Here is a 26489-nt window from a genome sequence, read left to right on the forward strand (position 1 = left end):
TAGCTCGGACTACTTTCTTTTTTCAACATCCAGTTGAATATTTGGAGCAAGTGACATACGAAATAAAAAAAAGATCGGTTCCTCTTCTTAAAAAAGAATTAGTGCCAATGTATGTACATTTAGTCATTGTGGTTGATCTAAACTGGTGCAACAATCCGTAATTTAGGAAAACATATTTACGTTATGCGCAAAAATCTCGATGGTGGACTATTGCATGCAATGCATGCATTCCTGAAAGTGATTGATAGCGGGAGTTTCACAGCAGCAGCTGAGCAGATGGATCTGACCACAGCACAGGTTTCACGTCTTATCAGCGAGCTAGAAACACGCTTAGGTACAAAATTAATACAACGCTCAACGCGCCAGCAGGCTCTGACCGATATTGGTGCGACTTATGCAGAGCGCTGTCGCCAAGTCATTTCAATAGTGGATGAAGCAGAATCAGAAGTAACAGGAACGGCATCTAAACCGAAAGGGCGTTTACGTGTATTAAGCATGGGAAGCTTTGGGCATCACTATGTTTTTCCAGTCATGGCCGAGTTTTGCAAAAATTACCCCGAGTTAACGGTGGAATATACGACATCGCAGTACGTTCCGGACCTGTTGGCGAAAGGGGTAGATGTGAGTCTCTATCTCACTGAGTCTTTAACAGACTCCCGCTTTGTTGCTCGCAGAATTGGCACTATTTTTTCTGTTTTATGTGCTTCACCTGCGTACCTAGAAAAACATGGTGTTCCTAAGTCACCAGAAGACTTAAAAAACCATGCCTGTTTACGCTTAGTAAACCCGTCTATTACCCCAGATTGGCACTTGTTAAATGCAAATGGTGAGTCTTACCAAATTGATATTGGTGGGCAACTCATTGCAGATAATCCTGAGTTATTATTAGATGTTGTACAGCAGGACATGGGCGTGGCGTTATTACCAATGTTTTCGGCTTTAGACGCGGTTCAGAATGGAAGATTATGCCATATCTTGCCCGAATGGCGTTCGCCCGATATTGGAGTTTATACCTTACTGCCTTCACGCCATTTTATTGATGCCAAAACGCGTGCATGGTTGGATTGGGTGGAAGAATATATTTCACCAAGAATTGAAATGGATGCATCTTATTTTTATAAATAATGAGATAAATTTTTAAGGACTAAACTAGAAAAGGATGAACAATAATACGGATTAGAATAAAAATAGGGTAGAGAATGCTTCTGTTGAGAGGGGCATTTAATACAGAGATGAATGATAGATTTTAAATAAATTGCGTGAGGGATTTAGTCCCAATTTCTGATCAGAATGAGATAAAGACTAGACGCGATGATCTGGTACTTAGCCTAATCTATTCAGCCTTATACCAGAAGTTGAGTTATTTTAATTTATTGCTAAGCACACTTTGTCTGCCAATAGGCATTTGCATAATTCGACAAGCTTTTTCGGTTTAATACATTGCTAATATTTTGGCTGGCTTGCATTAACTTTTCTAAGTCTATGCCAGTTTCAAACCCCATGTGCGACAGCAAATAAAACAAATCTTCGGTCGATACATTGCCAGAAGCACCTTTGGCATAAGGGCAACCGCCAAGTCCTGCAAGGGACGAATCAAAAACACGAATACCTTGCTGTAAAGACTGATAAATATTGGCAATCGCCATGCCATAGGTATTGTGGAAATGTCCTGCCAAAACCTTGCTGTCTAGTTCAGCGAGGCATGCTTGCCAAACCTTTTGAACTCGATCTGGTGTTGCTGTGCCAATGGTTTCACCTAAAGACACTTCATAGCAGCCCATGTCATAGAGCCGCTTAACGACTTTCACCACTTGCTCAGGTGCAATCGCGCCTTCATAAGGGCAATCGACAATACAAGAGACGTAACCACGCACACGTATGTTCTGTGCTTTCGCTGCGGTCATGACATCGCTAAATTTTTCAAAACTTTCATCGATAGAGCAGTTAATATTTTTACGGGTAAAGCTTTCAGAAGCTGCGGTAAAAACCGCAACTTCTTTGCATCCTACGACTTGAGCAGTTTCAAAACCTTTAATATTTGGGGTGAGTAGACTAAATTGCACATCTGTGGTCTGGGGTAACAGCTTAAATAGCTCGTCACTTTGAGCCATTTGCGGCACCCATTTTGCCGAAACGCATGAACCCACTTCAATTGATTTTAGGCCCGCATTTATCAAGTCATTAATAAAGTTTAAGCGTTGTTCAACCGTTAAAGCCTGCTTTTCATTTTGGAGGCCGTCTCTGGGACCGACCTCCACAATTTTGACAAACTCACTCATGCAACTTCCTCCTGTGCAGGTTGAAATTCCACAAGCTCATCGCCAGCTTTGACTTGATCGCCCACTTGGAAATAGGAGTCTACAATCACGCCGTCTTTAGGGGCACGGATGGTGTATTCCATTTTCATTGCTTCAAGCGTCATTAAAATATCGTCTTTTTTCACGCTATGATTTGCACTCACCAGCACTTGTGTGACTACACCCGGCATTGGGGCTTTCAGGTGACCTTCATCGGCTTGACTATCTGCTTGATTAAAATCTTGACGAATATAAGCAAACTTATAGCTTTGCCCATTTTGGAATAAGGTAATGCCTTGCTGACTTTGATTAAAAGATAGCTTTTGCTGAGTACCAGCAATTTGAACAGAGGCAGTATGCGCATCAATTAATTGACCTGAAATCGGGTAGCTTTGTCCGTTATATTCTGCGGTGAAGCCATCCTCATGTGAGGCAAATTTGATTTGAATATTTTGGTTTAAATAATTCAGTTTAATGCTGTGCTGATAGGCAATATTTAAGCGCCAAAGTGGTTGAGCTTGCCAAAGCTGTTTTTGGCTTGAGCTGTTGTTATTAAGTTTACTTAAAAACTCAATAAATGCTGCTGCCACTACAAGTTCTGGTTTGATATTTTCAGGGCTAAACAAGAAGTTTTGTTCACGTTGAATCAGGTTGGTATCAAGCTTGGCTTGTTTAAAAGACTCACTGCGTACAATTTTTTCAAGAAAAGCAATGTTGTTGCCTAAGCCATCCACATGGAATTGGCTCAAAGCATGCTGCATTTGAATGAGTGCAGCTTCACGGTTTTTACCCCATACGATGAGTTTAGCAATCATTGGGTCGTAATATGTCGTGATTTCATCACCTTCAACGATACCGCTGTCTACACGCACATATTGGTTTTGAGTTGGGTAGTGCAAATAGTCGATTTTACCAATGGCAGGTAAAAAACCTTTTTCTGGTTCTTCAGCGTAAATCCGTGCTTCGAGCGCATGTCCGTGAATTTTTAATTCGTTTTGTAGTTTAGGTAAAGGTTCGCCATAAGCCACACGAAGTTGCCATTCGACTAAGTCTTCACCTGTAATCATTTCGGTGACAGGGTGTTCGACTTGTAGGCGGGTATTCATTTCCATGAAATACGCCGTACCGTCTTGTTCCACAATAAACTCAACCGTACCAGCACCGACATAGTCTACTGCACGTGCAGCATCAATAGCAGCCTGACGCATCGCATCAAGCTTCTCGCTTGGCATTTGTGGAGCTGGAGCTTCTTCTAATACTTTTTGGTGGCGACGTTGTACGGAACAGTCGCGTTCAAACAAGTGCACATAGTTGCCGTGTGTATCGCCAAACACTTGTACTTCGATGTGACGTGGTTGAATCACATAACGCTCAATTAAAACATCATCATTACCAAAGCTCGATTTAGCTTCGCGCTTACAAGAAGCTAATGCATGCAGAAAATCTTCACTGCGCTCAACCAAGCTCATGCCTTTACCGCCACCGCCAGCACTGGCTTTGATTAAAACTGGATAGCCAATTTTGTCTGCCTGTTGTTTTAAAAAGTCGGCATCTTGGTTGGTTCCATGATAACCCGGTGTTAAAGGAACACCTGCCTTTTCCATTAAAGCTTTAGACGTGGCTTTTAAACCCATAGCTAAAATGGCATCGACTGGCGGTCCAATAAAGCAAATATTGTGTTGTTGGCAAGCAAGAGCAAACTGGTCATTTTCTGATAAAAAGCCGTAGCCCGGATGGATTGCTTGGCTACCTGTATCAATGGCAGCTTGAATAATGCGGTCAGCTTGTAAATAACTTTGAGTCGCAGGCGACTGACCAATATAAATCGCTTCATCTGCAAGTTTGACATGTTGTGCATTTGCGTCTGCATCAGAGTAAACAGCAACTGTTGCGATACCTAATTTTTTGGCAGTATGAATTACGCGGCAGGCAATTTCACCACGGTTCGCAATTAAAATCTTTTCAAACATGATGATCGTCCTTAATTGTTGTTATGCGAGTTAGAAACCCAAGCAGGCTGTTGTTTATTTAAAAAGGCACTCAGACCTTCTTTTGCCTCGCTACCTTGACGGACTTGAGCAATATGATGTGCTGTCTGTTGCAGCAAGTCATTGCTCATGGTCTGGTTACTCACCATTTGAATGAGTTGTTTTGATGCAGCCTGAGCGTGGGGGCCGCCAAGTAATAGAGCATCAATAATTTCTTGAACTTTTCGATCTAAGTCTTCCGCATCTGCGACTTCATGTGCCAAGCCAATTTGTTTGGCGTCACGTGCTGAAATACGTTCAGCCGTTAAGAAGTAACGAGATGCTTGTCTTGCACCAATCGCACGAATCACATAGGGACTAATGGTAGAGGGCGCAAGACCTAAACGCACTTCAGAGGTTGCAAACTTGGCGTCAGTACTGGCAATACAAATATCACAAGCCGACGCCAAGCCCATACCGCCACCAAAGGCAATGCCATGAACGCGGGCAATAGTGGGTTGTCTCAATGTTGCAAGTGCATCTAACATTTGCGCGAGTTTTAGAGCATCTGCTTCATTTTCTGCTGAAGATGCCTGACCTGCTTGTTTCATCCAATTCAGGTCAGCACCTGCTGAAAAGCTTTTTCCACGACCGGCTAAAACCACAACACGAATATCATCACGTGTATTAATTTGCTTAAAGCAATTATGCAACTCTTCAATGACTGTGGTATTGAAGGCATTGTGTAGTTCAGGGCGATTCAGCCAAACATAGGCAACTTGACCTTGTTGTTCGAGTTGTAAAAATTGATAGCTCATATACACCTCTTACATGCGGAACACGCCAAATTTGGTTGGCTGGATAGGGGCATTCATAGCAGCAGCAAGGCTTAAACCCAGTACTTGACGGGTTTGAGCTGGGTCAATTACACCGTCATCCCAAAGGCGGGCAGAAGCATAATATGGATGGCCTTGGCGTTCGTATTGTTCACGAATGGGTTGTTTAAACTCATCTTCTTGTTGAGCTGACCACTCGGCACCTTTTTGCTCAATTTGATCGCGTTTTAAGGTTGAAAGTACGCTGGCTGCTTGTTCGCCGCCCATCACTGAAATACGTGAGTTCGGCCATGTCCATAAAAAGCGTGGTGAATAAGCGCGTCCGCACATGCCGTAGTTACCCGCACCAAACGAACCGCCAATAATCAGGGTGAGTTTGGGTACATTGGCGGTTGCAACTGCCATGACCAGTTTAGCGCCATTTTTTGCAATCCCTTCATTTTCGTACTGACGGCCCACCATAAAACCAGTAATGTTTTGTAGGAATAACAATGGAATATTGCGCTGTGTGCATAACTCAATAAAGTGCGCACCTTTTTGTGCAGACTCTGAAAATAAAATCCCATTATTGGCAATAATGCCGACTGGCATACCATAAAGCGAAGCAAAACCAGTAATGAGGGTTGAGCCAAAACGTGCTTTAAACTCATCAAAACGAGAACCATCTACAATGCGCGCAATCACTTCGCGGATGTCAAAAGGCTTACGTGCATCACTTGGCACCACGCCGTAGAGTTCAGATGCATCAAACAATGGTTCATCAACTTGTTTATTGAAATCATTTGGCTTTTTATTTAAGTTGGCAATAATGTTCCGTGCAATCGCAATTGCATGTTCATCATTTTCTGCTAAATGGTCAGCCACACCTGAAAGGCGTGTGTGTACATCGCCACCACCTAAGTCTTCACTGCTCACCACTTCGCCAGTTGCAGCTTTTACCAGAGGAGGACCACCTAAGAAAATCGTACCTTGATTACGGACAATAATGGTTTCATCAGACATGGCTGGTACATAAGCACCACCAGCGGTACAGCTTCCCATCACCACAGCAATTTGGGCAATCCCTAGGCTCGACATGCGTGCCTGATTATAGAAAATGCGCCCGAAGTGATCACGGTCAGGGAAAACCTCATCTTGCATTGGTAAATAAGCACCGCCTGAGTCCACCAAATAAATACAAGGCAAGTGATTTTGTTCGGCAATTTCTTGGGCACGTAAATGTTTTTTAACCGTAAGGGGATAATACGTTCCACCTTTAACCGTTGCATCGTTGGCAACGATCATGCAAGTTATGCCGTTCACTTGACCAATACCAGCAATCACACCTGCGGCAGGAACATCATCTTCATAAACGTTGTACGCTGCCAATTGACCAATTTCTAAAAATGCGGTTCCGACATCAATCAGTTGATCAATACGTTCGCGAGGTAAAAGTTTCCCTCTAGCCAAATGTTTTTGACGGGCATTTTCTCCACCGCCTAAAGCAATACGTTGGGCCACTTGTTTGAGATCTGTGACCAATGTTTGCATGGCTTGCTGGTTTGTTTTGAAGTCTTCACTTCGAACATTAATCTTGCTTTGTAATTGGTTCATAAGATGCGTCCTTATTTATAATTATTATTTGGTTTCATTGAAGAGTTCGCGGCCAATGAGCATACGGCGAATTTCAGAAGTTCCGGCACCAATTTCATAAAGTTTTGCATCACGCCATAAACGACCAGCAGGGAATTCATTGATGTAACCGTTGCCGCCTAAACTCTGGATTGCTTCGCCTGCCATCCATGTGGCTTTTTCAGCAGAATATAAAATGGCACTTGCAGCATCTTTACGTAGGCTGCGGTCATGGTCGCCTTTGTCACAAGCAGCACCAACAGCATAAACGAGGGCTTTACATGCCAACCAAGTTGAATACATATCGGCGAGTTTGCCCTGCATGAGCTGGAATTCACCTAAAGCCTGACCAAACTGTTCGCGTTGATGTAAATAAGGAATCACCACATCTAAACAAGCATCCATAATTCCTAAAGGTCCGGCACTTAAAACTGCACGTTCATAGTCCAAACCACTCATGAGTACTTTTGTACCATTACCCACGCCACCAAGTACGTTTTCAGCAGGCACTTCCACATTGTCAAAAAACAGTGGGTAAGTGTTAGAGCCACGCATACCGAGTTTGTCTAAATGGTTGCCGTGACTGAAGCCTTTCATGCCTTTTTCAACTAAAAAAGCAGTCATGCCTTTCGCACCAGCTTTAGGGTCAGTTTTTGCATAAACCACAAGTACATCTGCATCACCGCCGTTGGTGATCCACATTTTTGAACCATTTAAAACGAAATGATCACCTTTTTGCTCAGCACGTAATTTCATGCTAACCACATCAGAACCAGCATTTGGTTCAGACATCGCAAGGGCACCTACATATTCGCCAGAAATCAGTTTGGGTAAATATTTCTGCTTTTGCTGCTCGTTACCGTTTCGGTTAATTTGGTTTACACATAAATTAGAATGAGCACCGTAAGAGAGGCCAATGGCTGCCGAAGCACGAGAAATTTCTTGCATGGCAATAATATGAGCTAAATAACCCATATTGGCACCGCCATATTCTTCAGAAACGGTCATGCCTAAAAGGCCCATATCTCCGAATTTTTTCCAGAGGTGTGCAGGGAATTTGTTGTCTTGATCAACTTGTTGGGCAATTGGTGCAATTTCCTTTGCACAAAATGCGGCTACTGAATCTTGAAGCGCAATTAAAGTTTCATCTAGACCGAAATTCAAGCTGCGGAGGTTCATGATATTTTCATCCTATTGGTTATATTTGTTGTCCATAAAATATTTTGTGGGTGTTTGAGATGTACCATACAATGATTTTTTAAAAAAGTGAATACAGATTCATAAAATGATTTACAATTCATTTTATTTGTTAGAGAATAAATTATGAGCTATAAACGATCATCTTTAATGCAAGAGCGGATGGAGCAAAATCGTAAGTCGATTTTGAGTTCAGCCAGAAAGTTAATTTCAGAGGGAGGATTTAAAGACGCGCAAATACAAACAATTGCAGAGCAAGCGGGTGTATCAAGTGGTCTGGTTTATCGCTACTTCGATAATAAAAGCCAAGTGCTCATTGAGGTTTTGTCTGAGGCCATTAACACAGAACTATTGGTGATTGATTCGATTACCGAAAGTGATTTATCGGCAAAGCAGAAATTACATAAGGCTGTGGCAACCTTTGTAAAACGGGCACTGAATAGTCCTCAGCTTGCATATTCACTCATGTTTGAACCCGTCGATTCAACGGTTGAACATGAGCGTTTTCGTGTGAAGCAATTGATTAAACAAAGTATGAAAAAAATACTTGCGGATGGAAATGCAAGTGGTGAGTTTGTCTTGGATGATTTAAATACAGCAGCGCTCTGTGTTGTTGGTGCCATGACCTATGTGGTCGTTGAACCCCTAGATCCAGCTCAAAATACAAAGTTTGATCAAGCACACAGAGACTATTTTTCAAAACAGATTGCTGACTTTTGTGTGGATGCTGTGCAGAAGAAATAGGGCATATAAAGGATAAACATTACAAAGTAGGCGGTTTGGAAAAGTAGTTGCAGTAACAACAATTAGATCAGGTACGAAGAGAATTACAAAGAATCAAGGAGAATGATTCAATGCAACATGAACGGTTAAGCTACGCCTCGGGACCAAGCACGCAACCCTTACTGGGTATGACCATTGGTGAACAATTTGATCAGGCCTGTCGGCAATATGCAGAAAAGGAAGCAATTGTCAGTTTTCATCAAAACAGACGGTTAACCTATAAAGCTTTACAGGATGAAGTAAATGCTTTTGCTTGTAGCTTGTTGAAATTGGGTTTAAAAAAAGGCGACCGGTTAGCGATTTGGTCACCAAACTGTGTGGAATGGACAGTTACCCAATTTGCAGCTTTTAAAGCAGGCATTATTTTAGTCAATCTAAATACAGCTTATAAAAGCCATGAACTTGAATATGTGTTGAATAAAGTCTCATGCAAAGGATTGATTATTGCTTCTCAATTCAAAACCACCGATTACCAAGAATTACTCACAAAAATTGCCCCTGAGTTAACAAACAGTCCTGATAAAGTACTCTGTTTAGAACGACTGCCACATTTAAAATTTGTCATTAAAATTGATGACCAGCAACATATCGGTATTCACCGTTTTAGTGATTTAGTTACAACACCAAACTCCGAGCAGCTTGAACAACTAAAACAGTTGACGAAGCAACATCAGTTTGATGAAACCATTAATATCCAATTTACTTCTGGTACAACGGGTAATCCTAAAGGGACCATGTTGACCCACCATAATATTTTAAATAATGGTTACTTTGTTGGCGAAGGTATTCGTTTAACGCCTCAAGATAAAGTCTGTATTTCTGTGCCGTTGTTTCATTGTTTTGGCATGGTCATGGGGAATTTAGCGTGTGTTACGCATGGGTCAACCATGGTCTATCCATCGGCCGTATTTAATCCTTTAGAAACGTTAAAAGCCATTCATCAAGAACGTTGCACGGCAGCTTATGGCGTGCCAACCATGTTTATTGCAACTCTAGAACATGAACAGTTTAATGAGTTTGATCTGTCGAGCTTAAGAACGGGCATCATGGCGGGTAGTCCTTGTCCACGTGAAATTATGCAGCGGGTCATAGACCGTATGCATATGTCTGAAATCACGATTTGTTATGGCATGACTGAAACTTCGCCAGTAAGTGTACAAAGCTCGGTAAATGATTCAATCGATAAACGAGTAAGTACAGTTGGCCATGTTCATCCTCATGTTGAAATTAAAATTGTCGATTTAGAAGGTCAGATTGTTCCGCAAGGGACTTTAGGCGAGCTATGTGTTCGTGGTTATTCAGTCATGGCTGGTTATTGGGGCGAAGAAGAAAAGACCCGTGAAGTGATTGATGCGGCTGGCTGGATGCATACGGGTGATATTGCAGAAATGGACCAAGACGGCTTTATTAAAATTAAAGGTCGTATTAAAGACGTCGTGATTCGTGGTGGGGAAAATCTCTTTCCAAAAGAAATTGAAGACTTTTTATATACCCATCCCGATGTGAGCGATGTACAGGTGATAGGCCTGCCAGATGCGAGATATGGCGAAGAACTTTGTGCTTGTATTATTTTGCATGAACACCACCAAATTGATGAAAACAGTATTCGCCAATTCTGCAAAGAGCATATTTCCCATAATAAAGTGCCGCGCTATGTTCGATTCTTTAATGAATTTCCAATGACTGCTTCAGGCAAAGCCCAAAAGTTTAAGTTACAAGAAATTATGCGTGCTGAGCTTAATTTGACAGGAAATGTCTTTGACTAAAGAAGCCAAAAGCCCAGTCAAAGTGCAGCAAACTATAAATTGAAAGGCAGTTCAAATAGAGGATACAACAAAATGGCAAAAGACTTTAATAGCCCTAAAGTAGTCGATGGTTATGATGAACATATCCGTAAATTAATTCCGGGTTATGAAGTGATCCATCAACAGGTGGATGCCATTTTGCAATCAGTGTTGAAACCTAATGCTCATATCTTAATTGTGGGCTGTGGTACGGGGTATGAACTCGAATATTTACTTAAAAGACATCCGAACTGGAAATTTACAGCCGTTGATCCATCTTTAACGATGCTTCAAAAAGCCCAAGAACAGGTTGAACTTTTAGGTAAATCTTCACAAGTGACCTTTATTCATGGTGAAACTTCGGCTTTGCCTCTGGAAAATTGCTTTGATGCTGCACTGTCTATTCTTGTGGCGCATTTTATTGCTGATGATATAAAACCTGCGTTCTTTAAAGATATTTATAATCGCTTAAAAGAAAATGCTGTCTTGCTCACCTACGATTTAATGACGTGTATAAACCCTCAGCAGCTTCAAGCTTTACGTTATTTATGCTTGTCACAAGGCTTAACTGAGGAGCAATGCCAGAAAATGTTAGAGCGTATGGCTCAAGACTTTTTTAGCCTAACCACAGAAGGTTATATAAAACTTTTGCAAAAGACTGGCTTTGAAAGCGTGCAGTCCTATGCACAGGTTCTGACTTATCAGGGTTTTATTGCAAAAAAATAATGCCAGTAGAGACATAGGAATGTTGTCTTAACACCTAAATATTCTCAATGAGGAAGAGAATATGAAAACTGAAAAAAATTAAAAGATTTAGCTTTACTTAAAACAAATTAAAAAGTGGCCCTAATGCCGCTTTAGGGAGGTTTTGTCTAAAAAATATGATGGAAGGTCTTTCTTGAGAAAGAAAGTCAGTTTTTTAAGGGCCTGTTTTAGATAGGTGCATAACAAAAAGGATGTCGAGATCTTTAAGTCTATTTAAAGATCAAAAAAGGAAAGTTTTATGATAAATGCTTTAAATACAACGGTTCAAAAAAGCCTATTGGCGGTTTCTGTGACCCTGTTTGTGTCTTCTGCTTTTGCAGGCAAAACAGATCCTGAAATAGAACAACTTCGACAAGAAGTAAAAGAACTACGAGCTATGCTACAAGCAAATATACAAGCTCAAAAATCTTTATCGCAAGGACGAGTGGAACTAGCAACTTCTGCAACTCCTCAAGCTGCACAGCCAATACAGCAAGGGTTAACTAAGTCTGGTGCAGAATTTAACCTCTATGGATATATACGAGCAGATGCTTCTTATCAAATGAAGGGCGCATCGGCTATGTATAACAACATTAGTGGAGTTCCACTCGAAAATACTCCTGAAGAGGGCGCACAAAAAGACCAATTACACAGTACCGTTAATGTGACACGTTTCGGGTTGAATTTTAAAACCCCAACAGCCGTGGGTGATGTGGGTGGAAAGTTAGAAATGGACTTCTTTGGGGCAGCCACTCGTGATCAGTTCCGTATACGCCATGCTTATTTAACTTTTGATAAATGGCTCATTGGACAAACGTGGTCGACATTTATTGCACCAGAATATTACCCAGAAACGATTGATGCAGGCACATTTGTAGGTGGAGCATTATTAAGATCGCCGTTAGTTCGCTATAGCGATAACTTAACTGCAAATACAAGCTTTGCAATATCGGTTGAAGATCCGAAATATACAGCGACCTCAGACCCTGATAACAAAATGCGTTTACCAGCTTTGGTAGGGCGCTTAAATCATAAATTTACAAATGGCTCGATGCTATCAGGTCGTAGTTTTGTGGCTGAAAAGAGAACCAACAATGATGAAGAAGTGGCTTGGGGTGTAGGCCTAGGGGGGAAATATCAGATTACGCCAGATACATTACTCAAAGCCGATTATTACCATGTCAAGGGAGATGGACGTTTCCTACTATGGAGTAACAGCGGCTATGCAATAGATGATCAAAACAATATGCATAGCAATGAATTTGACACAGTTTCATTGGGCATAACCCATCAGTTTACGCCACAAATTCGTTCAACCTTGGGTTATGGCTATATGAAAGCCAAAGATGACAATCGTTTTGCCGAATTACAACGCACTAGCACAACCCAAAACAAAGAACTTTGGCAGGGCTGGGTAAATGCACTTTATAACCCGTATAAACCAATTACTTTGGGCGTCGAATATGTTTATGGCGAACGAGAAACTTTTGATGGGCGTAACGGGACGGATAACCGCTTCAACATGATGGCGAGTTACGATTTTTAATTAATTCAATAAGACCTTGAATAATCTGTTTTTTCTTTAGGGTGCAATATGTCGTTTTAAAAAATTGAATATGAATTTATCTCACAGAGGAGGTGGGTAAATGACAACATCTAAATTAAATGTAAATGAAATTATTGATCAGGCCAAATTTAGACCTTATCACTGGAGTATTTTACTTTGGTGTTTATTAATTATTATCTTTGATGGGTATGATCTGGTTATTTATGGTGTAGTGCTACCTTTGCTGATGCAAGAGTGGTCATTGACAGCTGTACAGGCGGGGATGTTAGCAAGTACAGCACTATGCGGAATGATGTTTGGGGCAATGTTCTTTGGAACTTTGGCAGACAAAATAGGCCGTAAAAATGTGATTTTAATTTGTGTCGCTCTTTTTAGTGGTTTTACTTTTTTAGGTGCTTTTGCATCAAGTCCACTTGAGTTTGGGGTGCTTCGATTCTTAGCGGGATTAGGTATTGGTGGGGTAATGCCAAATTTAGTTGCACTCACATCAGAATATGCACCTAAACGTATACGCAGCACCTTAGTGGGTACCATGTTTAGTGGATATGCGATTGGGGGGATTCTTTCAGCATTAATTGGCAGTTATTTGGTTGAAAGTCAGGGGTGGCAAATTATGTTCCTGATTGCAGGTATCCCTTTATTTTTGTTGCCTGTTATATGGAAGTTTTTACCGGAGTCTTTAACCTTTTTAGTTAAGACTGGTAAAACTGAGCAAGCACAGCGCATTATTCAAAAAATTTCACCTGAACAAAACCTAACGATCAATACGCAGTTAGTGCTTAATGACGATAATGTTCCAACAGGTAGCTCTGTAAAGGGGTTATTTCAACAAGGCCGCGCTTTCAATACACTCATGTTCTGGTTAGTGTTCTTTATGTGCTTACTTATGGTTTATGCCTTAAGCAGCTGGTTACCAAAACTCATGCTGGCAGCAGGGTATTCACTCGGAAAGAGTATTTTATTCTTGTTTGCTCTAAATGTTGGTGCAATGATTGGTTCAATTGGTGGTGGTATTCTATCTGATAAATTCCATTTAAAACCTGTAATTATGGCAATGCTGCTGGCGGGTGTTATGGCATTAGTCGGTTTAGGCTTTAACTCACCAGCCTATGTTTTATATGGTTTGGTGACTGTTGCAGGAGCAGCAACCATTGGTACCTCAATTCTCCTTTATAGCTACGTTGCTCAATATTATCCATTAAGTGTGCGTTCTACTGGAATTGGCTGTGCTTCCGGTGTTGGCCGAATTGGGGCAATTGTGGGACCAATCTTAACGGGCATGTTATTAGGCCTACAGTTACCACATAAAATGAATTTTGTGATGATCGCAATTCCTGCAATTCTTGCTTTTTTAGCAGTCATGATGCTTCGACGACCTGCGGTTGAAAAACAGCCGATTGCACCGAAACTTACCGCTGAATTAGAAGGTAGTTAATCGATATTGATACAGGTAGGGGGGAAATTCCTACCTGTATCTGTAAATTTTATTTTTTCAGTAACTGGTTTAAATGAACCAGATTTGCCATTTGTTGATTACCGCGATCATTGGGATGTAAATGATCACCTGAGTCATAAATCGGGTTTAATCGTTCGGGATGTTTTGAATCTTTTAAGCCTTGATCAAGATCAAGAACTCCATCAAATGTTTGACTGGTTCTTATCCAATCATTAATTTTTTTACGTAATTGATCTTTGTTCGGTTGGTAGTAGTTATCTAAAGGGGTATTGGGTAAAGCACCTGAAAATGGAGGTAAGGTTGCCCCAATCACTTGAATGCCTTGTTTATGTGCTTCATCTACGACGCGTTTATAACCTTGAGTTAATGCTTCAAAAGACGGTATTTCTTGTTTAGGAGCAAAAGCAGTACCGGGCCATGAAATATCATTAATACCCACCAGAACAATTAACGTTTTCACCTCAGAATATTGAAATACTTCTTTTTTCAAGCGCTCTAAAGCACTGTCGCCCATACCGTCGTTAAGTAACCGATTTCCTGAAATTCCGCTATTAATCACCGCTACTTGATGTGGCGATAAACGCTTAGCTAAAAAGTCGGTCCATCTCGTGTTTGCATCTAAAGTCGCCGTTGCTCCATCGGTAATTGAGTCTCCAATAACTACAACAACATGGGCTTTATGTTTTGGTTTTACCTCTATCGCAGAGAGTAATAATCTTGCAGTGGTTGTTTTGGCATCGGTAGGAGTATTTAAATTTGCTGTCTGGTTACCTGTAATCAGCCAACTGGTTTGTTTAGCATCCCAATGAAAAGTGTTAAATGTCGTTGGTTTTTGAATAAAACTATTTACCATTAATTGTGCATGATCAGGAACAGAGAGATGAATTGGGTCACTAATCAATTGTTTACCCGGTAAAATTTGTGCTTTGAGCTTACCCGAGAAGTAAACAGGGTAAGCACTCTTTGATTTAAGACTTTTTGGGGTAACTAAGCCTACGGTGGTTTTATCAATGTAAAGCGGCTGTTCGCCATATTGATTGGTGAAAACGAGTCGAACTGCTTCACCACCCAAACTAATTTGACTAACTTGTCTGATCGTTTGATTGGATATTTGTTCGGGAATATGGGTTGGGAAAACAAAATCCTTATTCCAAACCTTTTGTGGGCTGGCTGACCAACTGGTAATCCATTGGTTTTTTTGTACTTCTGCTTGCGCTACAGTCGACAATAAAACTAAAGAGAAAAGGGTAGATTTATAAAGTTTCATCTCATGAATCCTTAAAACGAATTAGAGTTATCTTGAAACAAATTAGTGGCTTGTTATAGCGGTCTAAGCGGAATAAGATTTGTGAATTAGATTCATAAATAGATTTCGTTATGTCATATTTTGATATTAATCGATCTGGCGAGTTGGCAATTTTTATTCGGGTGGTCGAATTAGGAAGTTTTTCAGCAGTAGCGAGAGCATGCGACATGACGCCGTCTGCTGTCAGTAAATTAATTGCTCGGCTCGAAAAACGACTAGGAGTCCGGTTACTAAATCGTTCAACACGCCAGTTTCAGCTCACAAGTGAAGGCTGTCAGTTCTATGAGCAAGGTCTTCAAATACTCAGTGAGCTAGATGAACTGGAACAATCTGTTACTGCAAATCACACACCTAAAGGCCGAATCAGAATACATACCAGTCTTTCATATTGGACCCATTTTTTGTTGCCGTGTATTTCTTTATTTAATCAGCGCTATCCACAAATTGAATTAGAAGCTCATTTAAGTGATGAAGTCATTAATTTAGTTGAGCAAAGAATTGATGTCGCAATTCGGACAGGACCTTTAAAAAGCTCAAATTTGGTGGCTCGCTCACTGGGGAGTACTCATAAACATTATGTATGTTCACCTATATATATTACACAGTGTGGTTGTCCACAGCATCCAGATGAACTATCTGAACATCAGCTTTTAGACGTCAGCTATCAGCGCCAGAATAAGACATGGCTGTTTAAAAAAGAGAATCAAGAAATCACGCTCGTACCTACTCAGGTTTTAAGAGTAAATCATGGGGAAGCGATTTTGCAGTTAGCACTTGCCGATGCAGGCATTGCACAACTCAATGAATTTCAAGTTCGAAAAGCGCTAGAACAAAAGCAGTTAACTAAAATTCTTGAAGACTGGAATGTTAATGCTTCTGAAGAATTTCATGCTGTCTGGATCGGTCATGATAAATATGTTCCTAAACGTGTAAGAGTCTTTCTAGATTTCTTGGTGGAACATGCAAATATCAGTTAATTTAGTCTTTTCTTGCACTTAACTGACATTGGTGAATTGTTTCATTCATTGTTTCCACAAAGTTCATGTTCGCATCAATATTTTGTAAGCTTACTTTTTCTAGATCTTCTACAAATTGTGGCGAATAATGTTCTTCTAAAGCGTTATAAATACAATTGCATTGTGAGAGCGCATGGCCTGACCACACACAATGAGTATTGAATTCGTTTTTACTGATAGGTCTGCACCCTAATAAACTTATAGAAATTATTAATAGAGTGCACACTAAAACAATACGATATGAAAAAAACATCATTATTGCTCTTCGTTGGTTGTTGTTATCGTTAAGTTATGCTTATAGATGCGCTCATCTTTAACTGGCGTTAAATGTTGAGATCTTTTCCCTAAAAAGATAAAAGTAGGGATAGGTAAAAAGATGGGAAGAATTCTTTAAACGTGTTTTAAGCTGAACAATAAAAATAAAATGATATAAAATAATAGTCATTAGAGACTCCTTGATAAAAGAAGTTGTGCCCAATCACTGCTATTAATTATGGTGGTGAAACGAAAGAGGGTTAGCAGACTGATACCTAAGAAACCAGCACACCCGAAGGTGTCCCACTCCCGTTCCTCCGTCAAAGGCACGAGGGGCTCCACACCAAAAAACTTGTTTTTAGTGCACTTAGGTAGACGATCTGCTAAAACCGACTGACAAAATAGGTCAGCCGGAGCATCATAAGCTGAGCCTTAAAGCGGGTCAATTGCAAAAATAAAAGATTGGTTTATATAAACAAATATTAATATTTTTAAATTTTCATTAATAAAATAACAAGTTATTTAGAATTTAAACAATTGAATAATTATTAAACCTAATTTCTACAATTGAGTTTTAATGTTTATATATCAAAGATTTATTAATTGTTTATTTATATATTGTTTGCAATCATTGGCTTAATAAGACATAAACTCAGAAAGGATGAGCAATTTTACTTTTATGAGTATGGCAATCTTAAATAATTAGCTTATGCCAAAATTTAATTAAAATATCAATTGCAAGAATGGTATTTTTTAATCATTTGTTTAATTTTGATTTTACAAAAGCTTGCATAACCTACAAAAGTTAAGAGAACCACAGCGGTAGGCCAACATAAGATAATGTTATTCATAAGCCTACGTCTTAAAATTTATAAGGGTGACCTCAATGTTAAGAATTTTTTGTGCAGTTAGCATGGTTGTTACAATCGCAATAGGTATGAGCGCTTGCCAAGATCGAGATTCAAGAGATGATGGAACTCATGGTGCTAATGATCCAACTACTCCTCACCAAATTGATAAAAATTCATAAGTATTTTTTCTAAGAAAGCTCACTTTTAGGTGAGTTTTCTTATCGTTATTTTCTATAAAATATGTAACATAATAAAAAAGATAATTATATGAAAATATAAAATTAATCAGTAAATTAGTAGGTTATTGTCTTTATATAAATTTGTTGTTACTGAATTGTTTCTAGGGTGAGTTATAGTTTCAAAAAATTAATAAAATACACACAATAAATTACTTATATTCATCCAAAATTCATTGTAGCGATGACAATTTTATAAAGGTAAGGATATGCCCCAGTATTTAAGAATAGCTGAGAAAATATATCAAAATGTTAAAGAAAAAAAAGGCTTTACAGATGAGCCTATGGAAGATCTTAATAATTTGATGATTGAACTCAGACATGAAATCAAGGGGACAAATCTGAAGCTTTTATACAATTATATTGATTTTGCTGAATTACTGATTAAACCTTTGCAGGAATCTAAAATTAAATTGGATTTAAGTATTATTCCTAAAAGTAAAAATACTCAAGAATTTGTATTGTGGCTTGCAGGTTTTATTGAGCGAATTACCACGGGCGGACAAGAAAAATTACCACCAATCCGAGGTAAGGTTGCTTTACCTACCTATGCTTACGACGAAACCTTGCCTTCTTCAGCAACTCCTGTGAATAACGGAGAAGAAATTATTGAATATTTTAAGAAAAATGAAAGTTAAATAGGGGCGTATAAAAAGAGCTTATTTCCGAGGGCCAATAGGAAATAAGCTCATATTTTTTAAATTAATAAATAGAAGATATTACATACAAATACTATCTATCGTTCCATGCATCTTTAATTGCCTGTTTAGCATGTTCCCATTTTAAGCGGGATTCAGCTTTCAGCTCTTCCCATTTTTGTTGAAGGCTACCTTCAACATCTTCAAATTGAGCACCTTCTTCAGATTCGGTACGGGCACGATGACCTAATTCATAGGCTGTCGAGAAATCTCGATCATAATCTAGATCTGGAGTAGTAAGCTGAGCTTCTTGATAATAAGGACGAGTAACGTAACTTTCGCGCCAATAAGTATCAGAATAGTTATGGTCGCCAGCTGGCAGTCGTGCGTGATCGCTATTTTGATCTGTCATCAGTTTTTCCTCATCTATTATTAAATTTTATGCTTATGTTGAATTTAGGAAGGTGAAGGCACCTTCCTAAATAAAATGAAGACCGCATCAAATGACAATTAAATCGGCAATGAATTAACGTTGCTGATTATTGTTATTTGAGTTTTGTTGACTAGGATCTTTTTGATTAGAGCCTTGTTGTGGGCGGCGGTTGTCATTTTGCTGTTGTTGCTGATTGTTTTGTTGCTGTTGATCTTTTTGCTGTTGGTTGCCATTTGGCTGTTGCTGGTTATTACGGTTGTCATTTTGCTGCTGTTGTTGCTGCTGATTATTAGGTTGATTGCTTTGATTATTAGTAGTGCTCATCTTTAATTACCTCATATCATTTATGATGTGTGTTTTATCTGAGAGCTTCAGATAGGTTTATTTAAACACGAAAATTTTAAATGTGAAGTCTAAGGGTGTTACCCTATATTTAACTGTAACTTTAGAAACTAATTAAAACTTTGATTTTTATATAATGAAGATTTTATCGATAAACATAATTAATATGAAGATGGATAAAATTACATTTAAGTACATTGATGTTAAAGAAACACTATGATCATTTCTAAATATGTATTTGTTATTTTTTATTAGTGAGATTATCTTTTTTATTATCTAATATTATGAATTCTATATCTTGAGTAATGTAATAAACAAGTTGTCTTAGCTTAATGTAGGGAAGGCCCTTAAATATACGGCGGAAATTATAAAAATTATTTTTATAATAAATAGAATAAAAGAAGGTACCTACCGGTTTTTCTTTTGTTTCTGATCCACCTTTTTTTAATAATCCCGTGCAAGCAACATAAATATCTGCCTTTATAAGGTCTTTACCTTTTTTGATCATCTCTACAGTGACTTGCATGGATTCAGGTGTATATTTTTCAATAAGTTCCGAAGAAATGTGAAGGGTATTTTCTTTAACCCGTAAGTCATAGCTGACTAAGCTTCCAATAAGTATGTCGCCGGAATAGGGGCTTAAAGAAAAGCGGTAAGCTAAATAACCCGCAGAAGCACTCTCAAAAAATGCAATTTTAACTTTTTCTTGTGCTAATAATTTACAGCATGAATTAAACATTTTTTTCTCCTTTCAATTGTTTTTAAATTAGTTATAAAATTATTTTTAATTACTTTATGTTAATTTTTTAATCTTTATAATTTTAAAGGTAACTTAATGTAATAAAAAATTAAAATTTATATTTTTTTATAGAAACAGGAAGTTAAATTATTCTAAAGATGAGAATGTAATTTTGTGTGAGAAGTTATGTTTTTGAATTTTAAAGATTTGTGGGAAAACAATTATTTTTAATAACGCAATATAACAAAGCGATACTGGGATTATACTTTGATTAAAGTATGGTAATTTATATCTCACAAAAGGAGAATGGAAATGCCTGTTGTAGTGAAAGAAAGATTATTAGACCTATTGCAAGATAATCAACAGAACTATTACGAATTATTTGTTTTTTTCCTTGATCCTGATATTTCTAGTTTTGAAAAAGAAAAGAAAGCAAGAGATTTTCTAACTAAAGAAATAGATAAAATAGATCAAAATGAAATTGATTTCCCTTCACATATAAATATGGTTAAAGCATGGTGTGAGAACAATAATAAAGAAAATTGTGAGGTATTTCAGTCTTATTTAAACCGCAGACAAAGCGGAGGTGAGAGAGAGTACTTTAATAATGTCGGTCAGGCGTTTGAATTTTTAATTAAAGTTTCTCCAACCAAAAAAGTAGATGGTGCATGGCTATATAGTTGTGTTCACTATTGGAATGACCCAGTTTTCCACGATCTTATTATTACCTATTTGGAAGAGCTTGGGTTAGGTGAACCTAAGGCAAATCACGTATGTATTTATGATGACTTGCTACGTAGTTTGGGACTCGATAGCTTTGAGCTGCTTTTAGCAGATGAATATTACCATAATGCTGTGATTCAGTTAGCGCTTGGTTATGCTCCACCTGAGTTTATTCCAGAGATTGTGGGCTTTAATTTAGGCTATGAGCAACTGCCACTTCATCTACTTATTAGCAATTATGAGCTTGCAGAGCTTGGCATCGATTCTAAGTACTTCAATCTGCACATTACCATTGATAACATTGATAATGGACATGCAAATAAAGCGATTAAAGTTATAGAAAATATTTATGATAAATATAGAGATAAAGAACTTTTTCTAAGTAAATTAAAACGTGGTTTTGCGCTAAACAATCATGGCGTAGGCTCTTCTAGTATTATAAAAAATTTAAATCTTGAAGATTTTGTTCTTAAAATTTTAAAGAGAAAAGCATTGGTTGGGCAGTTAATTCATAACGAAACTAGAGATTTCGGGTGCAAAACGATTAATCAATGGTTATCTAACCCAGACGATGTTGAGGGGCTGCTATCTCATTTAATTGAGAATAAGTGGATTAAATTTAATGCTGACCCTGAACAGAGTGTTTTCTGGAGATTAATTAATGATGAGAATGGAAAAATGTATGGGGTATTTAACCCTGTAGAGCGTCAGATCATTCATGACTGGATTGCGGGCAATGATCATTCTTCTAATTTCTTGGCATATAGCAGAGCATTAAATACTAGCCAGCGTATTCAAGATTATTTATTTAGCTATATCTCTGATGGCGAGCTTGATGCATTACAAGAGCGTGTGCAGAAATCACATGATCTTGCCATAAAAATATGCAAGCTGACTCCGTTTCTGGGGCCAGATTCACATCATAAAAGTATTGGACTTTGGAGCACACGTAAATATGTTGAACTCCTTTTCCCATATTTAAATTCTTTTAACAAAAACTAGCTCTTTAATTTTTCTACTTCACCCAAAGTTTAACTTTAAAATATAGGTAATAAACATGACTGATAACGTTAAATTAACAAATAAAACAAGTGAAATGGCTGGTGCTGATGAGGCAAACAAAGCCAATACCACTCAAAAAACTGAACAGTTAGATACAGTAAGAGATGATGCTACAAATCAGGCTTTAACCACAAATCAGGGGGTTAAAATTGCTGATAACCAAAATAGTCTAAAAGCAGGAACGCGTGGATCAACGTTATTAGAAGATTTTATCTTACGAGAAAAGATTACCCATTTTGACCATGAACGAATTCCAGAGCGTATTGTGCATGCTCGTGGCGTAGGAGCTCACGGTTATTTTCAGGCTTATGAAGGTAATGAGCGTCTAACGAAAGCGGGTTTTTTGACGGATCCATCTATTCAAACTCCAATTTTTGTACGTTTCTCTACCGTACAAGGGCCACGTGGTTCAGCCGACACCGTTCGTGATATTCGTGGATTTGCTATTAAATTTTATACGCAAGAAGGCAACTTCGATTTGGTCGGCAATAATGCTCCAGTTTTCTTTGTACAAGATGGTATTAAGTTCCCTGATTTTGTACATGCGGTAAAACCTGAACCAGATACTGAAATGCCTACTGGAGCGAGTGCGCATGATACATTTTGGGACTTTGTGTCTTTAGTACCAGAGTCCGCGCATGCCGTGATTTGGGCGATGTCTGATCGTGCTATTCCTCGTAATTTACGTTCAATTCAAGGCTTTGGTGTGCATACCTTCCGTTTAATTAATGCTGAAGGTAAAGCTCATTTTGTTAAGTTTCACTGGACCCCTAAACAAGGCTTAAGTGCTCTGGTTTGGGATGAGGCACAAAAACTTGCAGGTAAAGATCCTGATTTCCATCGTCGAGATCTTTACGAAGCCATTGAGAAAGGCGTGTATCCTGAATGGGAATTAGGGGTGCAAATTGTTGCAGAAGAAGATGAAATGAAGTTCGATTTCGACTTACTTGACCCAACAAAAATTATTCCTGAAGAATTAGTTCCTGTCACACCTATTGGCCGTTTTGTTTTAAATCGAAATGTTGATAATTTCTTTGCTGAAACAGAGCAGGTTGCTTTCTGTCCGGGGCATATTGTACCGGGTATTGATTTTACAAATGATCCCTTATTACAGGCACGACTATTTTCATATACGGATACACAGTTAAGTCGTTTAGGCGGACCGAATTTCCATCAAATACCAATTAATAAACCTGTATGCCCATTCCATAACAATCAACGCGATGGTATTCATCAGCATACTATTCATAAAGGGCAAGCTTCTTATCAACCAAATTCAATTGATGGGAACTGGCCGGTTGAAACACCTCCAGCGGCAGAAAATGGTGGATTTGAAAGTTACTATGAAAGAGTGAGTGGTCAAAAGATTCGTGAAAGAAGTGAATCTTTTTCCGATCATTTTTCTCAGCCTCGTCTTTACTACAAGAGCCTTGCACCTCATGAGCAAAAACATGTGGTCGATGCGTATACCTTTGAGCTCAGTAAGGTAAAAAGAAAACATATTCGAGAACGTCAGGTTCAACAAATTTTGGCGAATATCGACCTCGATTTAGCACGTCAAGTGGGAGCAAATCTAGGTATAGAAGTACCTGATCTTAGCCTTGATTTTAAACCTCAAACAGTTGAAAAATCGGCTAAGTTATCCATGCTCGCTTTCCCGCCAGCCGATATTCAAGGCCGAAAAATAGCCGTACTCATCCATAATCTGGTGAAGTCTGATGCATTAGAAACCATTAAAAACTGGGCAATTAAGGAAGGGGCTGTTGTTCATTTATTAGCACCGAGCTTAGCACCAGTTAAAGATCATCAAGACAAAATTATTGCAGCTGATGGCATGCAAATGGCAGAACCATCAATTGCTTATGATGCAGTCATCATTCCTGATGGCGATAATCTAAATGCGGTGATACAAGATGGTGTAACTCGTCATTACATATTAGAAGCCTATAAACATTTAAAACCAGTCGTCTTTTTAGGTAATAAATCTGATCTACTTGAACCGCTTAATTTGGTTGCAGATGAAGGAACACTAATAGAAGATGAATTTAAGCATATTTCAGAGAAACTTAAAAACTTGCTTAAAGCTCATCGGGTTTGGTCGCGAGAGAAAATAGCTCAGCACGTTCCGGCTTAAAGTAAAAGCCCTGAGGGTTAAAACTTTCAGGGCTTTTTTATGCAAATATTTTAACCATTCACAATTTGACCACCGTTTACATGAATAACCTGACCTGTAATGTAGCTTGCATCATCAGAAGCAAGGAAAAGATAGGCAGGGGCGACTTCACTTGGTTGACCCATTCTTCCCATCGGTGTGTCTTTACCAAACTTCTCAACGGTTTCTGCATCGAAACTACTTGGGATTAATGGTGTCCAGATTGGGCCAGGCGCAACACCATTTACTCGAATTCCTTTTTTTTGTTTCATTAAATTGTTTGATAGGCTACGTGTAAAAGAAGTAATCGCGCCTTTAGTACTTGCATAATCAATGAGTTCATCATGCCCTTGATAGCTAGTAATACTGGTTGTATTAATAATGCTATCTCCCTCTTGCATATAAGGAATAGCTTCTTTTGTTAAGTAAAACATTGCAAAAATATTGGTTTTAAATGTTTTTTCTAATTGTTCATTGCTAATGTCTACAATATCTTTTTGCTGATATTGAACACCTGCATTATTGACCAAAATATTAATATTGCCAAAATGCTTTAACACTTCATCAATTTCTTGTTTTGCAATGTCTGGGTCTGAAATATCGCCTTTCAGTAAAAGACAATGTTGGCCTTCTTTTTCAATAAGTTCTTTAGTGATTTGGGCATCTTGTTCTTCTTCAAGATAAAGTATGGCAATATCCGCACCTTCTCGAGCAAATAATACAGCCACGGACCGACCAATACCGCTATCACCACCGCTGATTACGGCAACTTTACCTTGTAACTTATCGCTACCTTTATGCGATGCTTTTATGACTTCTGGTTCTGGATGCATTTTTTCCTGATCACCAGGTTGATGAGATTGGACTTGTGCAGGGGCGGAGGTTGGATACTGATTTGTTGAATTTTCCATGTTTCAAATACCTCTGTTTAAAATCTAGTTTTACTATTCCTATAATGCTTAATTCCCACGTGAATATGAGTAAGTTGTCTTTTTTAAAAGGTTGCCTTTGTTATTTTATATATAGAGATGTAAAAAAATATTTATTATCTAAATATTAGGTGATTTCTAATATTTTAACTTTGTTTTTATCAATCATACTTTCAATAATAGATCTATGACCTGTATCATTTAACCAGTTCTCTATAGGTAAATTTTTAGATAAATCTAATATTTTCTTTATAATTATTTTTGCTGATTCTATCGTTTCTAAATTTTTATTTTCTTTAGTTAAGTAGTTGTCTCTCATTAATTTTTCTTCTTCTTTAATCTTTTTTGATTTAATTACATATACATCTCTTTGAAAGGGATGGCTTGCGTAAGGCGGCTCTATTCTATAACTCCATTCCTGATCAAAGCTCTGCCATGTGTTATCAATATTAATATGGCCTAGTAGAATTTCAGGAATTGAAATATGAATATATTGGGGAGTTGGCTTTTGATTTTTGAATTGCATGATTTCTTCTCATCATCAAATATCTTAAATTAATTTTTAAACATGAAAGTTTATTGCGAAAGTAAATATTTTTTTGAAATGTAATAATATATGTTATTGTTTTTTATTAAAATTAAATGTTTTTCAACTGTTTTTTTAATTAACCCATTGTTTTGGTTTTTTACGATTTTGTTTATATTGAAAGTTTTTGTTATCTAGAGGGATATATAACATATATTTGTAAAAATATATTGTAGTGTTTGTTTGAGTAATAATAAGTATGCTGAGTATTTAAAAAGTAAAAATAATAAAAATTAAAATCTTTAAATTTTTCTGTAAGTAATAAATTTATAAGGTTTTTAACTATTTTATTTTATATACATTTAAAAAGATTGATACATAGCATAGATAGGAAAATATTATAGATCTTTTATCTTTATTTAGTCCGTTAAATAAAAGCGGTAGTGACTATAATTAAATATAGGAAGATGTAACTATGGCTAATACAAGATATGAAGATCAAGATAATAACAGCACAGGTACTTCAAATCGTGGATTTGCAAGTATGGATCCTGAAAGAGTTAGAGAAATAGCCAGTAAAGGTGGACGAGCTGCGCATGCAAGCGGTAATGCGCATGAATTTACCTCTGAAGAAGCTCGTGAAGCTGGCCGAGCAGCACATGCAAGTGGAAATGCTCACGAATTTACCTCTGAAGAGGCTCGTGAAGCTGGTGCTTTAAGTCATAAAAATAGTGACCGTAACGGTCGAAGCCGCAGTCGTGATGACGACGACGATGACGATGATCGCGGCCGTTCAAGTGGTCGAGGTCGTAGCCGCAGCCGTGATGATGACGATGATGATGATCGTGGCCGTTCAAGTGGCCGAGGTCGAAGCCGCAGTCGTGATGACGATGATGATGACGATCGTGGCCATTCAAGTGGCCGAGGTCGTAGCCGCAGCCGTGATGACGACGATGACGATGATGATCGCGGCCGTTCAAGTAGTCGAGGACGTGGTCGTAGCCGTGATGACGACGATGATGACGATCGTGGCGGTTCA

General features: G+C 38.4%; 23 protein-coding genes. 11 read left to right on the plus strand and 12 right to left on the minus strand.

The features are described from left to right. Positions 1 to 183: 183 nt before the first annotated feature. On the plus strand, positions 184 to 1125 hold the full coding sequence (locus tag RMB13_RS08570; protein ID WP_209830547.1) for a LysR family transcriptional regulator: 942 nt from the start codon (positions 184 to 186) through the stop codon (positions 1123 to 1125). Positions 1126 to 1376: 251 nt separating this feature from the next. On the opposite strand, the gene RMB13_RS08575 is transcribed toward RMB13_RS08570, so the two are convergent. Genes RMB13_RS08575 through RMB13_RS08595 form a run of 5 tightly spaced genes read right to left on the minus strand, consistent with a single transcriptional unit; the run spans position 1377 to position 7890 of the window. Then, positions 1377 to 2279, minus strand: a complete 903-nt coding sequence (locus RMB13_RS08575) for a hydroxymethylglutaryl-CoA lyase (protein WP_311084980.1) — start codon at positions 2277 to 2279, stop codon at positions 1377 to 1379. Then, positions 2276 to 4267, minus strand: a complete 1992-nt coding sequence (locus RMB13_RS08580) for an acetyl/propionyl/methylcrotonyl-CoA carboxylase subunit alpha (protein ID WP_311084981.1) — start codon at positions 4265 to 4267, stop codon at positions 2276 to 2278. The genes RMB13_RS08575 and RMB13_RS08580 overlap by 4 nt, the downstream gene beginning before the upstream one ends. A gap of 11 nt (positions 4268 to 4278) precedes the next feature. Next, the gene (locus RMB13_RS08585) at positions 4279 to 5082 is read right to left on the minus strand and encodes an enoyl-CoA hydratase/isomerase family protein (protein ID WP_311084982.1); all 804 of its coding nucleotides are present in this window, start codon (positions 5080 to 5082) and stop codon (positions 4279 to 4281) included. 9 nt (positions 5083 to 5091) lie between these two features. Then, positions 5092 to 6693 carry a carboxyl transferase domain-containing protein gene (locus RMB13_RS08590; protein ID WP_311084983.1) on the minus strand — a complete coding sequence of 534 codons (1602 nt, stop codon included), beginning with the start codon at positions 6691 to 6693 and terminating at the stop codon, positions 5092 to 5094. Positions 6694 to 6717: 24 nt separating this feature from the next. After that, a complete protein-coding gene (locus RMB13_RS08595; protein WP_311084984.1) occupies positions 6718 to 7890 on the minus strand; it encodes an isovaleryl-CoA dehydrogenase in 1173 nt (390 codons plus the stop codon). 144 nt (positions 7891 to 8034) lie between these two features. Here RMB13_RS08595 and RMB13_RS08600 point away from each other — a divergent pair, with 144 nt between their 5' ends. The 5 genes from RMB13_RS08600 to RMB13_RS08620 all read left to right on the plus strand — a co-directional run bounded on the left by RMB13_RS08600 (position 8035) and on the right by RMB13_RS08620 (position 14221). After that, entirely contained in the window at positions 8035 to 8652 is a 618-nt protein-coding gene (locus RMB13_RS08600) for a TetR/AcrR family transcriptional regulator (protein WP_003651165.1), read from the plus strand. 110 nt (positions 8653 to 8762) lie between these two features. Beyond that, positions 8763 to 10457: an AMP-binding protein gene (locus tag RMB13_RS08605; RefSeq protein WP_311084985.1), complete on the plus strand. Its 1695-nt coding sequence runs from the start codon at positions 8763 to 8765 to the stop codon at positions 10455 to 10457. A gap of 72 nt (positions 10458 to 10529) precedes the next feature. Continuing rightward, positions 10530 to 11201 (plus strand): methyltransferase domain-containing protein, encoded by a 672-nt coding sequence (locus RMB13_RS08610; RefSeq protein ID WP_311084986.1) that lies wholly within the window; start codon positions 10530 to 10532, stop codon positions 11199 to 11201. Between the two features lie 280 nt (positions 11202 to 11481). Then, complete coding sequence (locus tag RMB13_RS08615; RefSeq protein WP_132071487.1) at positions 11482 to 12765, plus strand: DcaP family trimeric outer membrane transporter; 1284 nt, start codon at positions 11482 to 11484, stop codon at positions 12763 to 12765. A gap of 100 nt (positions 12766 to 12865) precedes the next feature. Then, on the plus strand, positions 12866 to 14221 hold the full coding sequence (locus RMB13_RS08620; protein WP_311084987.1) for an MFS transporter: 1356 nt from the start codon (positions 12866 to 12868) through the stop codon (positions 14219 to 14221). 49 nt (positions 14222 to 14270) lie between these two features. Here RMB13_RS08620 and RMB13_RS08625 read toward each other — a convergent pair whose 3' ends face one another. After that, on the minus strand, positions 14271 to 15509 hold the full coding sequence (locus tag RMB13_RS08625; protein ID WP_311084988.1) for an SGNH/GDSL hydrolase family protein: 1239 nt from the start codon (positions 15507 to 15509) through the stop codon (positions 14271 to 14273). Between the two features lie 110 nt (positions 15510 to 15619). Between RMB13_RS08625 and RMB13_RS08630 the strand changes: the two genes are divergently transcribed. Continuing rightward, entirely contained in the window at positions 15620 to 16525 is a 906-nt protein-coding gene (locus tag RMB13_RS08630; RefSeq protein ID WP_311084989.1) for a LysR family transcriptional regulator, read from the plus strand. Position 16526: 1 nt separating this feature from the next. On the opposite strand, the gene RMB13_RS08635 is transcribed toward RMB13_RS08630, so the two are convergent. After that, positions 16527 to 16820, minus strand: a complete 294-nt coding sequence (locus RMB13_RS08635) for a hypothetical protein (protein ID WP_005047637.1) — start codon at positions 16818 to 16820, stop codon at positions 16527 to 16529. Positions 16821 to 18115: 1295 nt separating this feature from the next. Here RMB13_RS08635 and RMB13_RS08640 point away from each other — a divergent pair. Then, the gene (locus RMB13_RS08640) at positions 18116 to 18544 is read left to right on the plus strand and encodes a hypothetical protein (RefSeq protein ID WP_311084990.1); all 429 of its coding nucleotides are present in this window, start codon (positions 18116 to 18118) and stop codon (positions 18542 to 18544) included. Between the two features lie 94 nt (positions 18545 to 18638). Here the strand turns inward: RMB13_RS08640 and RMB13_RS08645 are convergent, their stop codons facing one another. The 3 genes from RMB13_RS08645 to RMB13_RS08655 form a co-directional block, all read right to left on the minus strand. Continuing rightward, positions 18639 to 18956 (minus strand): hypothetical protein, encoded by a 318-nt coding sequence (locus RMB13_RS08645; protein ID WP_005041460.1) that lies wholly within the window; start codon positions 18954 to 18956, stop codon positions 18639 to 18641. Between the two features lie 114 nt (positions 18957 to 19070). After that, positions 19071 to 19301, minus strand: a complete 231-nt coding sequence (locus tag RMB13_RS08650; RefSeq protein WP_004642433.1) for a hypothetical protein — start codon at positions 19299 to 19301, stop codon at positions 19071 to 19073. Positions 19302 to 19560: 259 nt separating this feature from the next. Next, entirely contained in the window at positions 19561 to 20058 is a 498-nt protein-coding gene (locus tag RMB13_RS08655) for a CinA family protein (RefSeq protein ID WP_311084991.1), read from the minus strand. A gap of 312 nt (positions 20059 to 20370) precedes the next feature. Between RMB13_RS08655 and RMB13_RS08660 the strand changes: the two genes are divergently transcribed. Together RMB13_RS08660 and katE are read left to right on the plus strand one after the other, a co-directional pair. Continuing rightward, entirely contained in the window at positions 20371 to 21783 is a 1413-nt protein-coding gene (locus tag RMB13_RS08660; protein WP_311084992.1) for an iron-containing redox enzyme family protein, read from the plus strand. Between the two features lie 49 nt (positions 21784 to 21832). Further along, positions 21833 to 23977: a catalase HPII gene (katE, locus tag RMB13_RS08665; RefSeq protein ID WP_281832543.1), complete on the plus strand. Its 2145-nt coding sequence runs from the start codon at positions 21833 to 21835 to the stop codon at positions 23975 to 23977. Between the two features lie 50 nt (positions 23978 to 24027). On the opposite strand, the gene RMB13_RS08670 is transcribed toward katE, so the two are convergent. Then, positions 24028 to 24906 (minus strand): SDR family oxidoreductase, encoded by an 879-nt coding sequence (locus RMB13_RS08670; protein WP_311084993.1) that lies wholly within the window; start codon positions 24904 to 24906, stop codon positions 24028 to 24030. A gap of 145 nt (positions 24907 to 25051) precedes the next feature. After that, the gene (locus RMB13_RS08675; RefSeq protein ID WP_311084994.1) at positions 25052 to 25450 is read right to left on the minus strand and encodes a DUF6367 family protein; all 399 of its coding nucleotides are present in this window, start codon (positions 25448 to 25450) and stop codon (positions 25052 to 25054) included. A gap of 475 nt (positions 25451 to 25925) precedes the next feature. Here RMB13_RS08675 and RMB13_RS08680 point away from each other — a divergent pair. Beyond that, a partial coding sequence (locus RMB13_RS08680; protein ID WP_311084995.1) for a KGG domain-containing protein occupies positions 25926 to 26489 on the plus strand: 564 nt, incomplete at its 3' end.

Origin of the sequence: Acinetobacter sp. V102_4, from assembly GCF_031799005.1 — a bacterium.
Lineage (GTDB): Bacteria > Pseudomonadota > Gammaproteobacteria > Pseudomonadales > Moraxellaceae > Acinetobacter > Acinetobacter calcoaceticus.

What these genes read in the sequence shown, in the direction of transcription:
- RMB13_RS08570 (WP_209830547.1), top strand. Translation starts at nt 184, where the DNA reads ATGCGCAAAAATCTCGATGGTGGACTATTGCATGCAATGCATGCATTC.
- RMB13_RS08595 (WP_311084984.1), bottom strand. Translation starts at nt 7,890, where the DNA reads ATGAACCTCCGCAGCTTGAATTTCGGTCTAGATGAAACTTTAATTGCG.
- RMB13_RS08660 (WP_311084992.1), top strand. Translation starts at nt 20,371, where the DNA reads ATGCCTGTTGTAGTGAAAGAAAGATTATTAGACCTATTGCAAGATAAT.
- RMB13_RS08590 (WP_311084983.1), bottom strand. Translation starts at nt 6,693, where the DNA reads ATGAACCAATTACAAAGCAAGATTAATGTTCGAAGTGAAGACTTCAAA.
- RMB13_RS08655 (WP_311084991.1), bottom strand. Translation starts at nt 20,058, where the DNA reads ATGTTTAATTCATGCTGTAAATTATTAGCACAAGAAAAAGTTAAAATT.
- RMB13_RS08605 (WP_311084985.1), top strand. Translation starts at nt 8,763, where the DNA reads ATGCAACATGAACGGTTAAGCTACGCCTCGGGACCAAGCACGCAACCC.
- RMB13_RS08670 (WP_311084993.1), bottom strand. Translation starts at nt 24,906, where the DNA reads ATGGAAAATTCAACAAATCAGTATCCAACCTCCGCCCCTGCACAAGTC.
- RMB13_RS08625 (WP_311084988.1), bottom strand. Translation starts at nt 15,509, where the DNA reads ATGAAACTTTATAAATCTACCCTTTTCTCTTTAGTTTTATTGTCGACT.
- RMB13_RS08650 (WP_004642433.1), bottom strand. Translation starts at nt 19,301, where the DNA reads ATGAGCACTACTAATAATCAAAGCAATCAACCTAATAATCAGCAGCAA.
- RMB13_RS08580 (WP_311084981.1), bottom strand. Translation starts at nt 4,267, where the DNA reads ATGTTTGAAAAGATTTTAATTGCGAACCGTGGTGAAATTGCCTGCCGC.
- RMB13_RS08610 (WP_311084986.1), top strand. Translation starts at nt 10,530, where the DNA reads ATGGCAAAAGACTTTAATAGCCCTAAAGTAGTCGATGGTTATGATGAA.
- RMB13_RS08575 (WP_311084980.1), bottom strand. Translation starts at nt 2,279, where the DNA reads ATGAGTGAGTTTGTCAAAATTGTGGAGGTCGGTCCCAGAGACGGCCTC.
- RMB13_RS08585 (WP_311084982.1), bottom strand. Translation starts at nt 5,082, where the DNA reads ATGAGCTATCAATTTTTACAACTCGAACAACAAGGTCAAGTTGCCTAT.
- RMB13_RS08630 (WP_311084989.1), top strand. Translation starts at nt 15,620, where the DNA reads ATGTCATATTTTGATATTAATCGATCTGGCGAGTTGGCAATTTTTATT.
- RMB13_RS08675 (WP_311084994.1), bottom strand. Translation starts at nt 25,450, where the DNA reads ATGCAATTCAAAAATCAAAAGCCAACTCCCCAATATATTCATATTTCA.
- RMB13_RS08635 (WP_005047637.1), bottom strand. Translation starts at nt 16,820, where the DNA reads ATGATGTTTTTTTCATATCGTATTGTTTTAGTGTGCACTCTATTAATA.
- RMB13_RS08600 (WP_003651165.1), top strand. Translation starts at nt 8,035, where the DNA reads ATGAGCTATAAACGATCATCTTTAATGCAAGAGCGGATGGAGCAAAAT.
- RMB13_RS08620 (WP_311084987.1), top strand. Translation starts at nt 12,866, where the DNA reads ATGACAACATCTAAATTAAATGTAAATGAAATTATTGATCAGGCCAAA.
- RMB13_RS08640 (WP_311084990.1), top strand. Translation starts at nt 18,116, where the DNA reads ATGCCCCAGTATTTAAGAATAGCTGAGAAAATATATCAAAATGTTAAA.
- RMB13_RS08645 (WP_005041460.1), bottom strand. Translation starts at nt 18,956, where the DNA reads ATGACAGATCAAAATAGCGATCACGCACGACTGCCAGCTGGCGACCAT.